The following is a 14,331-nucleotide window of genomic DNA, read 5'->3' as shown; positions in this document are numbered from 1 at the left end:
CTCACGCCGCCGACCAGGCCTGAGCCAGGGTCCGGGCCAGACGCTCGGCGGCGTCCAGGTCCAGGTCGACGGTGGAGCCCAGGGCCGGAACGGCGGGCCAGCCGGCGTCGTGGAACACCTGGCCGTCATGCTCGCGCGTTCCCGCGTAGCGCGGGATCACGTGGAAGTGCACGTCCTTGTCGACCATCATCAGCATCAGATAGTTGATCTTCTCATACGCCACGACCTCGCCCAGCATCCGCTCGATACCGTCCGTCGCCGTCTTCAGGTCGGCGAACGCGGCGGGACTCAGTTTCGAGAAAGCCTCGGCCTCTTCCTTGCATATCAGGACCAATGACCCAAATGTCGGCTGCTTGGGACGTACGAGAATGAGCCAACTGGCGGTTTCGGCGACCCTGGTGCGCGGAAAACCGAAACTCGTCGCGGTGGGATTGGTCATGGTCGGCCTCGCCTCGGGGCGTGAGCCGCCGTCGGTCTTACAATAGGGATGCGCCCTTTTTGATGGAAGTACGATCCGCACTCTTCGCCGTGGCCGTCGCCGGTTTCGCGGCCATGGCCGGGTCGTCGTCGGCGGCGGAATCCGACGGCGTCGCCTCGCGCGGCGGCGACTGCGAGGGGCGTCCGACCGGCATGAAGCTCATCGTCCAGGTGGGACAGCTGAGATCCAACCAGGGCGAGGTCGCCGTCACCCTCTATCCGTCCGACTCGCACCGCTTCATGGCCCCGCGCGGCAAGCTGATGCGGGCGCGGGTCCGGACCACGGCGCCGGTGACCCAGGTCTGTTTCTACCTGCCCAGACCCGACGCCTACGCGGTGGCCGTCTATCACGACACCAACGCCAACCACGACTTCGACCGCAACGCCGTCGGCCTGCCCGGCGAGGGCTACGGCTTCTCCAACGACGCGCCGACCAAGTTCGGCGTGCCGACGTTCGAGGCCGCGCGCTTCAGGACCGGCTCCGACAACATCACCCTGCGGATCCGCATGCGCTATCCGCGTTGAGGCGCCAGTCGGCCGGCCTGGGTGAGGACGTAGCGGCCCAGCTCCGCCACCTGGCTGGTCTTCGGATCGAGCCCGCGCGCCACGACCTTGACCTCGCGCGACCCGTCCGCCTGGCGGGCGATCTCGACGCCGTGCCAGCGCGCGGCGGGATGGCCAAGGCCGCCGGCCGCCGAGGCGGAAGGCACGCCCAGCACCGGGATCATCGTTCCGTCCGGACCCGGGGTCGTCGCCACCATCGCCTCGTGGGCGTGGCCGTGCAGGACGAGGTCCGCGCCGTGCCGGGCCAGCAGGGCCCGCAGGTCGTCCTGGTCGACCAGCGACTTGCGCTTGGACACCGCGCCCGGCACCGGCGGGTGGTGCAGCAGCACCACGCGGAACAGGTCATGATAGGTGGAATCGCCGAGCAGGGCGTCGAGGCGCTCCAGTTGCGCCGCGCCCAGCTGGCCGGTGGCCAGGTGCAGGGCGGTCGGCACGGCCGAGCAGAGGTTGAACACCGCCACACCATCGCGGACCCGCACCTGCGGAAAGTTCGCCTCGCCGCTGTCGCCCAGCCAGGGCGCCCAGGACGCGAACGGTTGAGCCTGCCCGGGGTCGATCAGGGCGTCGTGGTTGCCGGGGCTGACGGTGATGTCGCGAGCCGGTCCCAGGGCCTCCAGCCAGCGGCGGGCGGCCTCGAGTTCGACCTTCGACGCGAAGTTGGTCAGGTCGCCGGTAATGGCGATATGGTCGTGGGCCTGACCCTTGAGGTCGGCGACCAGCGCCGCCAGCACCTCGGGCCGGTGTTCCTCGCCCTTGCGTCGCCAGGCGATGCGGCTCAGCAGCCGCTTGGACAGCAGGTCTCGCCAGCCAAAAGCGCCCTTCGGCGGCGGCAGGTGGAGGTCGGAGAGGTGGGCGAGGCGGAATATCGACAAGACTTGGATCACGGATTCTGGCGGAAGGAGCCGAAGCTGCTTATCAATCGCCTCGGGTTTCAAGGGGTTGTCTTAACGTGACCGTCGAAAATGATCCGAAGGGGGCCTCCAGCCCGTCCGCCGTCACGGTGGGCCAGGCCAGAACCCGCCTCTGGGGGATGACTTCCGCCGAGCGGCTGTCGCGAATCTACCGCCGCCTGGACCTGGTCGAGGCCACGCCCGACACGGTGTTCATCCGCGGCGAGGTGGTGGTGGTCGACGCCGGCTGGGTGTTCGACGAGTCGCTGATCAAGGCCCTGGCCGGGCGTCCGGGCGTGGCCCTGGTCGATGAGAGCGGCCGGGTGGTCGCCGTCAACGTGCCCGCCGCCGTGGCTCGGGACGCCATCGTGCGGCTGGACACCGGCGAGGACGTCACCGCCCTGGCCATGACCCGCCTGACGGCGCTGGAGCTGGGTTCGGCCTACAACAGCGCCCTGCGCAAGCGCGAGCCGCCGGTGCTGGAGCGCCTGACGCCGCAGACCCAAGTCGCCGTCGAGAGGCGCCTGTTCCAGGGCTCGTACAAGGGCGTCACCGACCTGGTGACCAAGTACGTCTGGCCGACGCCGGCCCGGATCGTCACCCGTTGGTGCGCGCTGGCGAAGATGACGCCGAACCAGGTGACCTTGATCGGCTTCCTGCTGGTGCTGGCCGCCTTCGGGCTGTTCTGGACGGGCCATTATGGCTGGGGCCTGGTCTGCGCCTGGATCATGACCTTCCTCGACACCGTCGATGGCAAGCTGGCGCGGGTGACCCTGACCTCGTCGAAATGGGGCAACGTCTTCGACCACGGCATCGACCTGGTGCATCCGCCGTTCTGGTGGTGGGCCTGGTTCGTTGGCCTCGGAGCCCTGGGCTTCACCGTGCCGTATGGCGGGCTGATGCTGGCGATCATCGTCGGCGGCTATGTCGCCCAGCGGGTGGAGGAGGGGATCTTCCTGGCCCTGTTCAAGGTCGAGATGCACGCCTGGCGGCCGTTCGACAGCTTCTTCCGGCTGATCACCGCCCGCCGCAACCCCAACCTCATCCTGCTGACCCTTGCGGTCCTGGTCGGGCGTCCCGACATCGGATTCACAGCCGTCGCGGTCTGGACGGCGATCTGCTTGCTCGTCCATGCCGCCCAGATTCTGCAGGGCCTGGTCGCGCCCAAGGGTTCCGTCGTCTCATGGTTATCGCGCTGATGCGCATCGGGGTCGTCCGCAATCCCAGGAGCCACGCCAATATCGGGCGCGCCGAGGAGACCTCGACGCCCGACGCGGTGCTGCTGGTCGAGCCCGCGACCCCCGAGGCCCTGGAGCAGGACCTGGAGGCCTTCGCCCAGTGCGGCGTCGGCCTGCTGGTCATCGACGGCGGCGACGGCACGATCCGCGATGTGCTCAGCCTGCTGCCCCGCGCCTTCGGCGACAACCCGCCGCTGATCGCCCTGCTGCCCTCGGGCAAGACCAACGTTCTGGCCATCGACCTGGGCGTGCCGCGCGACTGGACCCTGGAGGACGCCATCGCGGCGGCCCGGTCCGGCAATGCCGTGATCAAGCTCCGCGCGCCGCTGGAAGTGCGCTGGGACGACGGGCGGCCGTCGCTGCGCGGCTTCGTGTTCGGTCTGGGGGCCTTCGTGCGCGCCACCAGCCTGGCCCAGAACGTCCACAAGCTGGGCGCCTTCCACAGCATCTCGGTGGCGATGAGCGTGCTGGGCGCGCTGATCGGCACGGTGATGGGCGGGGCCCGCGACGAGTGGCGGGCCGGCGTGCCCCTGTGCCTGGCCGTCGACGACCAGGACAAGCGCACGGCCGACCGCTTCATCGTCCTGGCCACCACCCTCAAGCGCCTGCCGTTCAACCTCAAGCCGTTCGGACCGCCGCGCGAGGGCATGAAGTATCTCGAGGTCGACGCGCCGCCCCGGCGGCTGCCCGGCGCCTTCCCGGCCCTGCTGAAGGGGCGCGATTCCGCCTGGCAGGAACAGTACGGCTATCGGCGCGGCGACGCCGAGCGCCTGCGCATCACCACCGACCAGCCCCTGGTGGTCGACGGCGACGTCTATGACGGCGGCTGCGGCCTGACCGTGGCGCTGGCGCCGGCCCTGCGGTTCCTGGCCTCGTGACAGAAACCGTCGCCAGCCTGACCCGCGACGAGCTGTCGGCCCCCGCGCCGCGCCTGGCGGTGGGCTACGCGGCCAAGCTGGTCGCGCTGTTCGACGCGCCGGTTGCGGTGCTGTTCTACGGCTCGATCCTGCGGACCGGCGACCTGGACGGCGTGATGGATTTCTACGTCCTGACCGCCGGGCCTCGACGGGGCTTGCGCGGTCTGGCGGGCCGGGTGCTGTGGCCCGACGTCAGCTATCACGAGATCGAACTCGACGGCCGGGTGCTGCGCGCCAAGGTCGCCGCGATGACCCTGGCCCAGTTCCAGCGGGCCGTGACGGGGCGGGGCGCGGACACCACGATCTGGACCCGCTTCGTCCAGCCCGCGGCCCTGGTCTGGACCGCCGACCCGGCCATCGCCCCGGCGGTGATCGACGCGGTCGCCGACGCCGCCCGCACCGCCGCCCGTTTCGCCGCCGCCCTGGGTCCCGAGGAGGGGCCGCCGCAGGCCTATTGGTCGGCGCTGTTCCAGCAGACCTACGCCGCCGAGTTCCGGGTCGAGAAGGGCGGGCGCGAGCAGTCGATCCTGGCCTTCGACGTGGCGCGCTACGAGCGGCTGCTGATCGCTTGCTGGCGGGAGGAGGGGCTGCTGGACATCGTGTCGAGGGGCGCGGTGCAGCCGAACCTGCCGCCCGAGGCGCGCAAGCGGATCAAGGCCGCCTGGGTGCTGCGCCGTCGCCTGGGCCGGCCGCTGAACTACGCGCGGTTGATCAAGGCCGCCTTCACCTTCGACGGGGCGGCGCGCTATGCGGCCTGGAAGATCGAGCGCCACACGGGCCTGTCGGTGCCGCTGACGCCGTGGCGCGAACGCCATCCGGTGCTGGCCGCGCCCGGCGTGCTCTGGCGGCTCTGGCGCACGCGCCAGGCCCAGAACGCCAAAAAGGCCTGAGGTTTCCCTCAGGCCTTTTCAGGTTCCTGGATCTAGCGGCGGTTAGGCCGAGACGCGCTGCAGCGGGCTTTCGATCAGACCCATGGCCGCGCCGACCTCGGCGAACACGGCCAGGACCTGGTCGATCTGTTCGTCGGTGTGGGCGGCGCTGACGCTGGTGCGCAGCAGCGGACGGCTGTCCGGGGTGGCGGGCGGCAGGGCCAGGTTCAGATAGACGCCGTTCTGCAGCAGGGCGTTCCACATGCCGATCGCGCGCTCGGTGTCGGGCATGGTGATCGCCACGATCGGGCTGGACGTCGGGCCGGTCATGAAGCCCATCGAGCTCAGGCCGTCGTACAGGCGACGGGCGTTGGCCATCAGCTTGTGGCGCAGCTCGGGCTGCTCTTCCAGGCGACGCAGGGCGGTCACCGTCGAGGAGACCACCGACGGCGGCAGGGAAGCGGTGAACATGTAGGGACGGCAGGTGACGCGCATGACGTCGAAGTCGTCCATGTCGGAGACGCAGAAGCCGCCGATGGCCCCCAGGCTCTTGGAGAAGGTGCCGACCACGAAGTCGACGTCCGCCTCGACGCCGGCCAGTTCGGCCAGGCCGCGGCCGTTTTCGCCGAGCACGCCCATCGAGTGGGCTTCGTCGACCAGCAGGTAGCCGCCCAGCTCGCGTTTCACGGCGGCGATTTCCTTGAGCGGCGCGATGTCGCCGATCATCGAATAGATGCCTTCGACGACGATCAGGCGCTCGCCCGGAACGTCTTTCATGCGGCGCAGGCGCTTGTACAGGTCTTCCGGGTCGTTGTGGCGGAAGCGGATGACCTCGGCGTGGCCCAGGCGCGCGCCGTCATAGATGCTGGCGTGGCTGTCGGCGTCGAGGATCAGGTGGTCGCCGCGGCCGACCAGGGTCGACAGCACGCCCAGATTGGCCTGGTAGCCGGTGGTGAACACCATGGCGTGCTTGCGCTTGTAGAACTTGGCCAGAGCTGTCTCGAGCTCGACGTGGGCCTCGAAGCTGCCGTTGGCGATGCGGGAACCGGTCGTGCCGGTGCCACGCTCCTGCACGGCCTTGACCGAGGAGGCGATCGCCTCGGGGTCGAAGGTCAGGCCCAGATAGTTGTTGGTGCCCAGCAGGATGGTGCGTTTGCCGTTGATCACGCCTTCGGTCGGCGAGACCACGGCGTCGAAGCGCACGCTGAAGGGATCGGCGCCGGCTTGCCGGATCGCGTTGTATGCGTCGCGATATGCGATGTGCTTGTCGAACAGCCCCATTGCTTAGGCCCTATTCCGGAGATCTTTGATCAGGTTTGCGAGGTCTCCGGCCGTTTCGACCGAAGCCAGGCGATCCAGAGGAATGGAGATGTCGAAGCTATCTTCGAGCTCCATGATGATGTTCATCAGGGCCAAGGAATCTACAGCCAAATCGCGGCCGATATGTGTGTCGTTCGTCACATCGACCGAGCGTCCGAGCACCTTGCCCGTAGCCAAGCCGATTTCACGCAGAGTGAGATCCGTAACAGCTTCCATCGAACGCGCCGACATCCCCGACCAAAGTCCTACATAACCGAATTGTAACAGGCGTCTTGCCAGAAAATCGCCGTAATCGGCTACTTTCGAGCTTTTTTATCCTTCAACCAGCCTTCCGAGCGATACCAGCGCACGCTTTGCGCGAATCCCTCTTCGAGAGGGTACCGCGTCGGGGGAAAGTCCGGAATCGGATCGTTGCTAGATAGGGCCCAATCGGCGTGAAGCAACTCCCGAGCCTTGCCTGGCGTGAGAATTGTATCCTTGCCTGTGGCGATCGAAGCCCATTTTGACAGTTTCGCCAAAGATTTGATCACCCACGCCGGAATCCGGACCAGCCTGGGCGAAGCGCCGACCGCTTTGGACGCGGTTTGCATCAATTCTCGCCAGCCATACCCGTCCGGACGGTTGTCGGACAAGGCGTAGAGCCCGGGGCGCGGCGTTTTGACCAAGGCGGCGATGCAGGCGGCCGCGTCGTCGGCATGGATCCAGGCCATGCGGGCGGCGGGGTCCAGGACCGGCAAAATCGCCGCCTCGGAGGCCATTTTGAACAGTCTGAGCGTTTCGATGTCGCCCGGACCGTAGATCGCGGGCGGTCGGACAATGGTCAGGCTTTCGCCGAATATTTCGCGGGCCGTGTCTTCTCCGCCACGTTTGCTGGCCGCGTAATCGGACAATTGCGGCTCGCGCGCCGCCAGGCTGGAGACCAGGACGAGTCGCGCGCCGGCCGCCTTGGCCGCCAGGGCGACCTGCCGCGAGCCCTCGACATTGGCCCGGTCGAACACGGCGCGGGACGAGGCCTTGATCAGGCCGGCCACGTGGACCACGACCTCGGCGCCGTCGCACAGCGCCGCCAGAGCCCGGGTGTTGGCCAGGTCGCCGATCACCAGTTGAGGTTCGAGGCCCAGCCACGCCGGATCGGCGATGTCGCGGCGGGCCAGCACGCGCACCGTCCAGCCGTCATCGGCGAGGACCTTGACCAGGCGACGGCCCAGAAAACCGGTGGCGCCGGTGACGGCTACCACGGCTCCGGTCGGAGCCCGGCTCATGGCTTAGACGCGCTCGGCGTAGGCGCCGGCCAGATAGGCGGTCCTGGCCTTGGAGCGGCTCAGCTTGCCCGACGAGGTCTGGGGCAGGGCGTGGGCCCCGACCAGTTGGACCTGGGCCTCGACCTGGTGGCGCAAACGCAGCACGCCGGTGATCTTCTCGACCAGGGTCGTGCGGGTGTCTGTGTCGCCGCCGCGCGCCTGGACCAGCACCACGACTGTCTCCTCGCCATCGCCGGGCACCGAGAAGGCCGCGACGTCGCCGCTGCGCAGGCTCTCGACCTCGGCCTCGGCGGTCCATTCCAGGTCCTGCGGCCAGATGTTGCGGCCGTTGAGGATGATCAGGTCCTTGCCGCGACCGGTGATGACGATCTCGCCGTCGATCAGGAAGCCCAGGTCACCGGTGTCCAGCCAGCCGTCGGCCGACAGCACGCGGGCGGTCTCCTCGGGCTGCTCGAAATATTCCCGCATCAGGCTGGGGCCGCGGGCATAGATGCGGCCGACGCCGCGCTCGGGCAGCACCGCGCCGTTCTCGTCGCGCACTTCCAACTCGTGGCCGGGCAGGGCCGGGCCGTTGCGGGCGAACTCGCGCGAGCGCTCGGTGTCTTCAGTGACGACGGCCTCGTGCTGCTCCAGGCGCTCGACATCCAGGCGTTCGGTCTTCAGGCCGCCGCCCAGTGGGGCCATCGACAGGGCCAGGGTCGCCTCGGCCATGCCGTAGCTGGCCACATAGGCCGTGTCCGAGAAACCGACGGCCGCGAAGCGCTCGGAGAACGCTTTCAGCGGACCGGTGCGGATCATGTCGCCGCCCAGGCCGGCGCTGCGCCAGTTCTTCAGGTCCAGGTGCTCGATCGACGCCACCTCGGCGCGACGCGCGCACAGCTCGAAGCCGAAGGTCGGGCTGTAGGAGATGGTGCCGCCGTTCTTGGTGATCAGGTCCAGCCACAGCAGCGGCCGGCGCACGAAGGCCCCGGTGGGCAGCAGGTCGACCGACATCTGGCTGGTCATGGGGCTCAGCAGGAAGCCGATCAGGCCCATGTCGTGATAGAGCGGCAGCCACGAGACGGCGCGGTCGGTCGGTCGGACCTGGAGGCCGTCGCGGGTGATGGCGACGGCGTTGGCCATCAGGGCGCGGTGGGTGACCAGCACCCCGGTCGGGAAGCGCGTGCTGCCCGACGAGAACTGCAGGTAGCAGGTGTTGTCCGGCGTGACCTCGGGCAGCGCATGACCGGCCGCCTCGGGCAGGTCGGCCAGGACGCCGGCGAAGCTCAGCGCGGTCTTGGCGGCGATCTCGGCCACCCAGTCCTTCATGCCGTTTTGGCCGATCAGCAGCTTGGCGTGGGCCGAGCCCAGCATGCGGGCGATCTGTTCGACATAGGCCTCGCGGCCGCCCAGCGGCGCGGGCAGGGGCAGGGGCGCCGGGACCAGGCCGGCGTACTGGCAGGCGAAGAAGGCGCGCACGAAATCGGCGTCGGTGTCGGCGATCAGGCCGACGCTGTCGCCCGGCTTGGCGCCGGTGGCCAGCAGGCGCTGGGCCAGAACCAGGGCCTGCTCGCGCAGCTTGGCGTAGGGCAGGGCCTCGACCAGTTCGCCGCGCAGCGAATAGAGGTTGACCCCGGTTTCACCGGTCGCCGCGAAGTCGAGCGCGGCGGTCAGGGTGGGGAAATCGGCGAAACGCACGGTTCGCGAGGAGGACGTGGGGGTAATCTGGGGAGTCATCATCAGGAAAGGCCTTTGGCGCCGTTTTCACGGTCGGCGCAAGTTTGTTCGTCGTCTTTGGCGGCGGAGGTTTGCGCCAGGCTTCGCCGCAGGGCCCAGAACATGCCCAGGGCCATGGCGGCGGCGGCGGCGACCAGGGCGACGCCGGCCCCGGTCAGGCCCAGAGCGCGGATTATCGGGACCAGGGCCACCAGGTAGATGGCGCAGACCGCTCCGCGCACGCGCAGGGCGAAACCGGCCTTGTTCATCGAGACCAGCATCGGCTCCAGCGGCAGGGCCAGCATGCCGATGGCGGCGGCGGCGACCTGCCAGGTCATGATCGGGGCGGCGGCGGCGAAGGGCTTGCCCATCACCAGGGTCAGCAACGGTCCGCCAAACAGCACGCAGACCAGCAGCAGCACGCCGGCCACCGCGCCGCCCATCACGCCGATCTGGCCGGCCAGCTTGTGCATCTCCTTTTCCCCGCCGGTGGCCTTCAGCTTGGCCAGTTCGGGATAGAGGGCGGGCACCAGCAGCTTGGCGGGCTTGGCCATGCCGTCGGCCACCTGCCGGCCGACCCGCCACAGGGCCGCCTGGGCCGGGCCCAGCACGGCGCCGACCACCAGGGTGATGACGTGGGTGAAGGCGGTGTCGAGGCTGCCGTTGAAATTGGTCGCCCAGGCGAAGCGCCAGGCGCCGGGCAGGCCCTCGCTCAGCGGACCGGCCAGGGTGAAGCCTTGCAGAAGTTCGCGGCGCGCCAGGTCCCACCAGGCCACGCCCAGCACATAGAGGAACGAGGCCACGGTGCCGGCCGCCCAGGCGGCCAGGAACCAGCCGATCGACGCGTCATACGCGAAGGCCACCGCGCAGCCGATCAGTCGTACGGTCGAGCTGACGGCCTGTTCGGCGGCCAGGAAGCGGAAGCGGTCGAACAGGCGCAGCAGGCCCACCGAGGTGGCCGAGGTCATCATGGCGATCGACAGCGCGTAGAGCGCGGCGGCTGGGGCTAGCTCCTTCGGCCAGCCGAAGGCCGAGCCCAGCAGCAGCGCGCCGCCGACCCCTAGGGCCACCCCGACCGCCGCCCCGATCAGGTCCAGCAGCATCGAGAAGCGCAGCACCTGCTGGAAGCGCGGGCGGTCGTCCTCCAGCAGGGCGCCAGTCCCGTACTGCAGCACCGTCTGCCAGGACTGGAACTTGGCCACGTCGCCGAGGAACTGGGCGTAGGCGTTGATCAACACCAGCATGCCCATCTGCACCGCGCCCAGGCCCCGCGCGGTCATGGCGATATAGGCCAGGCCGACCAGGGCGTTGACGGTTCGGCCGCCGAGCAGCGTTCCGGCATTGGCCAGAACCCGCTTCAGAACGTTGGAATCCTGGGTCATTTGGGCCGACGGTTCAACTTCGGCAGCCGGTCGGCGATCGCCTGGGCGGCGCGCGTCGACGACGGCGTCTCTTGCAGGTCGAAGCTCTCGGCGAAGCCGCGCTTCTGGATCTCGACATAGTCGCCGTGCGTCCGCCGGGCCGAGTCGACGGCGTCGGCCAGGCCGTCCACGTTGTCCAGGACCGGGCCATAGCGCCAGTGGTGGAAGCTCTCGTCGCCCTCCCAGGCGGCGCCCTCGGCATTGAGGAACAGGCAGGGCTTGGGCGTGCGCAGGAACTCGTAGACCTGGCTGGAGACGTCGCCCAGATAGATGTCGGCCGCGCGGGTATAGGTCATGTCGATCGCGGCCGGTCCCCCCAGGTCGATGTGGATGCGCGGATGATCGACGAACGGGGCCAGGGCCTCGACGGTCTTCGGATCGGCGCCTTCGAAGAGGCGGATATGGGGAGCGAAGACCAAATTGTAACGTTGGTCGGCGGCGAATTGCTCGAGCACCCGCCGACCCCAGCGTGTCCACGAGCCCAGGGTCGGGTGGAAATGGGGATTGTAGAGCACCACCGGCCTGGCCTGGTCGAAGACGGGCAGGGGCGAGGGTGGCAGGGCGTCGATGATGTCGAACTTGGGATAGCCGACCATGGCGCAGGCCCCGGGGGCGATCCAGCCTTCGTCGATCATCCGGTCGCGTTGCTTGGGCCCGGCGGCCATGACCAGGTCGAACGTCCGCAGCCGCGCCTCGAACGGCCCGCCGCGATCTCCGGCCCCGTGCTGGGTGTAGACCAGCAGGCTGTCCTTGACCCCCAGCTTGCGCAGCAGGGCGGTGGTGCGCTCGGGCGTGACGATGGCGTCGTAGCGGCTCAGCCGCCGGGCGTTGGCGGCCAGCATCAGGGCCTTGGGCGGCGTGGTGGCGTCCCTCAGCCGCAGGTTCCGCAGCCAGGTCGGCGGCAGCAGGCGCGAGGTGATCGGCGGGGCGCCCAGGGAGTCCAGCAGGCCGCGCACATAATCCAGGTGCTCCTGCGAGGTGGCGGCGATCTCGACGTCGATGTCGGGCCAGCCGCGGGCCATGGCGATGGCGATCGGCAGGCTGTGCAGGATCTGATGGGTCTGGGCGATATAGAGGAAGCAGACCCTGGCCCTGGATCCGCGTGTCTTGGCTTTGGACTGGATCACTGCTGCGGTTGAAGGCGCGTGCGCACCCGGCCCTTGAAGATCACCCGGTCGCCCTTGTCGCCGACGGTGTAGCTGTCGGCCTGCACCTGGCTGTTGTTGGGGCCCGCGCCCTGGATGGCGGCGTTGCCCACCAGATCGCCGGTGCGGGTGTCGATCAGCGCCTTCTGCGAGGCGAAGCGGTAACCCGCGCCGTTGTCGATCTTGACGTCGCCGGTCAGCAGCAGCGAGCCCTTCTCCTCCTGGTAGGCGCCGTCCTTGGACACCACGTGGGTAGGGGCCTCGGAGCCGTAGCCGCGGGTCAGCTGCGGGCTCTTGAGGAACACCTGGTCGGCGTTGTTCGGGTCGCGCGTCGCCGAGGTGGCGGTGATCAGGAAGGCGCGGCCGTCCTTCAGCGTGCCGGTGAAGCGGGGGTTTTCCATCCGCAGCGGCGCGCCGCTGGCGGCGAGCGGCGCGTCCTTGGCCGCCATGGCGCGGATCGTGCCCTGGCCGACGATCGCCACGGCGACGCCCAGGGCGATCGTCGGCAGGATGGTCCGCAGCGCGCGCACCGGCTTGCGGTGGCGGTTGCGGTTCTTGCGCGGGGGCGTCTTCTGTTCTTTGGCGGCGGTCGGGCTGATGGCGATCATGACTGTACGAACTGTCGGCGGCGGACGACCGGACTTAGTCCTCCCGGGGCGATCCCCCAAGAGGTAATGCGACCCTGCCCCCCGCTTGGCCGGGGGTCAACGGCCGCTGATCAAGCTTGACCGTTCGATGGGGGATAACGGACGCCAGCGGCCCTCCGGCAGGTCGCCCAGCAACAGGTCGCCGATGCGGATCCGCAGCAGGTCGACAACGGTCAGCTCGACCAGCTCGCACATCCGGCGGATCTGGCGGTTGCGGCCTTCCCGCAGGATGAACTTCAGCTGCTGGCGGCCGACCAGCTCGACCTGGGCGGGGCGCAGCGGGCGCTCGTCCAGCTCCAGGCCGTGGCGCAGCAGGGCCAGCTTGTCGTCGGTGATCCAGCCGTCGACCCAGACCAGATATTCCTTCTCCATCTCCGAGGCCGGGCCGATCACCGCCTTGGCCACCACACCGTCCTCAGACAGGATCAACAGGCCGCGCGAATCCATGTCCAGGCGGCCGACCGGAGCCAGCTTGTTCTCGAAGCCGGGGATCACCGGGCTCTGGCCGTACAAGGCGTCGCGCGTGAGAAGGCGCACGGCCGGAACCTGGCCGGTGTCGGGCTGGGCCGAGACGACACCCACCGGCTTGTGGATCATCACCGTCAGGGCGCCCTCCAACTGGGCCTGGGCGCGGTCGGACAGCACCAGGGTCTGGCCGGGCTCGATCTTGCGGCCGACGTCGTCGACGCGCAGGCCGTCGATCGACACCAGGCCCTGCAGGATCAGCGCCTCGGCCTCTCGCCGCGAGCAGACGCCGTTCTGGGCCAGCCAGCGGTTGACCCGCTGCGGCTCGGCTTCTTCGTACAGGCGGGTCCAGGCCATGGTCGGGCGTCCAGAGAGGTGAGCGGGCCTGTCTAGGGCCGCGAGGGGCCGCTTCGCAACCGCCATGGACTGGTGATCGTTTGATGATCGGTGAAACTTGGCTTGGAGACCCGCGATGATCGACGCCGTCGACAACGACACCGCCCTCGAGGAGGTCATGGCTTTCCTGGAGGAGCCGCCCATCCCGGGTTCGCCGGACGACGCCCGGTTCGGCGCGCGCCTGCGCCAGGTCCTGGCCGCTTCGATCGTCGATGAACCCGTGGACGAGGACGACCCGGTCCCCAGGGCCGAACTGCCGCTCGACGACGACCTGCGCCGCCGGCTGGAGAAGGTAGCCAGGCATCACGCCGGCAACCCGTTCGGCGACCATCCGGACGGCATCGGCCCGACCCTGGGGATGAATCTGCGCAAGTAGACGAACCGTTTGGGGACACGCACCTCTGCGCGTCCCCGTCCTCAACCCTAGCCACATCGAAGCGGATGGCGCGCAAGCTCAAGGTCTTTGCCTGGTCGGACGGTCTCCACGACTACACGGTGGCCACGACCTCGCGCGCCAAGGCGCTGGAGGCCTGGGACGTCGGCCGCGACCTGTTCAAGGACGGCACGGCGCGGGAGATCGGCGAGGGCGCGGCCCATGAGGCCGCCATGGCCGCGCCGGACACCGTCATCACCACCCCGGCCGGCGGCCTGGGCGCGGCGTTGAAGGCGCTGCCCGCCAGGGCGCGGCGCAAGCCGTCGAAGGCGGAGATCGCGCGGGCCGAGGCGCTGGCGGCGCTGCGGGCCCAGCTCGAAGCGTTGGAGGATGAGGCCGAGGCGTCCGAAGTGGCCTTCGCCGAGCGGCGCGGCGCGCTGGAGGCCGAGGAGGCGGCGGCGAACGAGGGCTTCGCCGAACGGCGGGCCAGGTTGGAGCAGGCGATCAAGGCGGCGCGCGCCTAGTCTGTCGACGCCGCACTGCGTCCTTCGAGGCCCGCTGCGCGGGCGCCTCAGGATGAGGAATTCTGAAAAGCATCCCTCATCCTGAGGTGCGAGCCGGAGGCGAGCCTCGAAGGACGCAAGGCGCGGCC

The 14,331-nt window shown here is 69.2% G+C and carries 16 protein-coding genes and 1 pseudogene; 6 read left to right on the top strand and 11 right to left on the bottom strand.

Going from position 1 to position 14,331, the window contains the following annotated elements; all coding sequences use genetic code 11:
- Position 1: 1 nt before the first annotated feature.
- The gene (locus tag ASD79_RS16615; RefSeq protein WP_056723573.1) at positions 2-439 is read right to left on the bottom strand and encodes an HIT family protein; all 438 of its coding nucleotides are present in this window, start codon (positions 437-439) and stop codon (positions 2-4) included.
- A gap of 62 nt (positions 440-501) precedes the next feature.
- Between ASD79_RS16615 and ASD79_RS16610 the strand changes: the two genes are divergently transcribed.
- Positions 502-1,002 carry a DUF2141 domain-containing protein gene (locus ASD79_RS16610; RefSeq protein WP_056723571.1) on the top strand — a complete coding sequence of 167 codons (501 nt, stop codon included), beginning with the start codon at positions 502-504 and terminating at the stop codon, positions 1,000-1,002.
- Here ASD79_RS16610 and ASD79_RS16605 read toward each other — a convergent pair.
- On the bottom strand, positions 990-1,913 hold the full coding sequence (locus tag ASD79_RS16605) for a metallophosphoesterase (protein WP_056724090.1): 924 nt from the start codon (positions 1,911-1,913) through the stop codon (positions 990-992). The two genes, ASD79_RS16610 and ASD79_RS16605, sit on opposite strands and share 13 nt — an antisense overlap.
- Before the next feature lie 158 nt (positions 1,914-2,071).
- On the opposite strand from ASD79_RS16605, the gene ASD79_RS16600 reads away from it, so the two are divergent.
- Genes ASD79_RS16600 through ASD79_RS16590 form a run of 3 tightly spaced genes read left to right on the top strand, consistent with a single transcriptional unit; the run spans position 2,072 to position 4,976 of the window.
- A complete protein-coding gene (locus tag ASD79_RS16600) occupies positions 2,072-3,130 on the top strand; it encodes a CDP-alcohol phosphatidyltransferase family protein (protein ID WP_235524503.1) in 1,059 nt (352 codons plus the stop codon).
- Positions 3,115-4,047 carry a diacylglycerol kinase family protein gene (locus ASD79_RS16595; RefSeq protein ID WP_082584991.1) on the top strand — a complete coding sequence of 311 codons (933 nt, stop codon included), beginning with the start codon at positions 3,115-3,117 and terminating at the stop codon, positions 4,045-4,047. Before ASD79_RS16600 ends, ASD79_RS16595 begins: the two co-directional genes overlap by 16 nt.
- Positions 4,044-4,976: a hypothetical protein gene (locus tag ASD79_RS16590; protein WP_056723567.1), complete on the top strand. Its 933-nt coding sequence runs from the start codon at positions 4,044-4,046 to the stop codon at positions 4,974-4,976. Before ASD79_RS16595 ends, ASD79_RS16590 begins: the two co-directional genes overlap by 4 nt.
- 42 nt (positions 4,977-5,018) lie before the next feature.
- On the opposite strand, the gene spt is transcribed toward ASD79_RS16590, so the two are convergent.
- The 8 genes from spt to ASD79_RS16550 form a co-directional block, all read right to left on the bottom strand.
- A complete protein-coding gene (spt, locus tag ASD79_RS16585; protein ID WP_056723565.1) occupies positions 5,019-6,236 on the bottom strand; it encodes a serine palmitoyltransferase in 1,218 nt (405 codons plus the stop codon).
- Positions 6,237-6,239: 3 nt separating this feature from the next.
- Positions 6,240-6,491 (bottom strand): acyl carrier protein, encoded by a 252-nt coding sequence (locus ASD79_RS16580; RefSeq protein ID WP_035036900.1) that lies wholly within the window; start codon positions 6,489-6,491, stop codon positions 6,240-6,242.
- Between the two features lie 80 nt (positions 6,492-6,571).
- Positions 6,572-7,537 carry an NAD-dependent epimerase/dehydratase family protein gene (locus ASD79_RS16575; RefSeq protein WP_056723563.1) on the bottom strand — a complete coding sequence of 322 codons (966 nt, stop codon included), beginning with the start codon at positions 7,535-7,537 and terminating at the stop codon, positions 6,572-6,574.
- A 3-nt stretch (positions 7,538-7,540) separates the two neighbouring features.
- Positions 7,541-9,256 (bottom strand): fatty acyl-AMP ligase, encoded by a 1,716-nt coding sequence (locus ASD79_RS16570; RefSeq protein ID WP_082584990.1) that lies wholly within the window; start codon positions 9,254-9,256, stop codon positions 7,541-7,543.
- Positions 9,256-10,614 carry a lipopolysaccharide biosynthesis protein gene (locus ASD79_RS16565; protein ID WP_056723561.1) on the bottom strand — a complete coding sequence of 453 codons (1,359 nt, stop codon included), beginning with the start codon at positions 10,612-10,614 and terminating at the stop codon, positions 9,256-9,258. The genes ASD79_RS16570 and ASD79_RS16565 overlap by 1 nt, the downstream gene beginning before the upstream one ends.
- A complete protein-coding gene (locus ASD79_RS16560; protein WP_056723559.1) occupies positions 10,611-11,780 on the bottom strand; it encodes a hypothetical protein in 1,170 nt (389 codons plus the stop codon). The genes ASD79_RS16565 and ASD79_RS16560 overlap by 4 nt, the downstream gene beginning before the upstream one ends.
- Positions 11,777-12,406: an LPS export ABC transporter periplasmic protein LptC gene (gene lptC, locus ASD79_RS16555; protein ID WP_056723557.1), complete on the bottom strand. Its 630-nt coding sequence runs from the start codon at positions 12,404-12,406 to the stop codon at positions 11,777-11,779. Before lptC ends, ASD79_RS16560 begins: the two co-directional genes overlap by 4 nt.
- A gap of 96 nt (positions 12,407-12,502) precedes the next feature.
- Positions 12,503-13,267: a pseudouridine synthase gene (locus tag ASD79_RS16550; RefSeq protein WP_056723555.1), complete on the bottom strand. Its 765-nt coding sequence runs from the start codon at positions 13,265-13,267 to the stop codon at positions 12,503-12,505.
- A gap of 115 nt (positions 13,268-13,382) precedes the next feature.
- On the opposite strand from ASD79_RS16550, the gene ASD79_RS16545 reads away from it, so the two are divergent.
- Both ASD79_RS16545 and ASD79_RS16540 read left to right on the top strand, forming a co-directional pair.
- Complete coding sequence (locus ASD79_RS16545; protein ID WP_056723553.1) at positions 13,383-13,682, top strand: hypothetical protein; 300 nt, start codon at positions 13,383-13,385, stop codon at positions 13,680-13,682.
- A 65-nt stretch (positions 13,683-13,747) separates the two neighbouring features.
- The gene (locus ASD79_RS16540; RefSeq protein WP_056723551.1) at positions 13,748-14,203 is read left to right on the top strand and encodes a hypothetical protein; all 456 of its coding nucleotides are present in this window, start codon (positions 13,748-13,750) and stop codon (positions 14,201-14,203) included.
- Here the strand turns inward: ASD79_RS16540 and ASD79_RS24010 are convergent.
- Positions 14,184-14,326 (bottom strand): annotated as a pseudogene (locus ASD79_RS24010) (hypothetical protein); the annotation flags it as partial. The gene ASD79_RS16540 and the pseudogene ASD79_RS24010 sit on opposite strands and share 20 nt — an antisense overlap.
- Positions 14,327-14,331: the final 5 nt, after the last annotated feature.

It is taken from the genome of Caulobacter sp. Root655, assembly GCF_001427665.1.
Lineage (GTDB): Bacteria > Pseudomonadota > Alphaproteobacteria > Caulobacterales > Caulobacteraceae > Caulobacter.
Note: the sequence above shows the minus strand (reverse complement) of the source record. Positions and strands in the feature narration are given on the sequence as shown.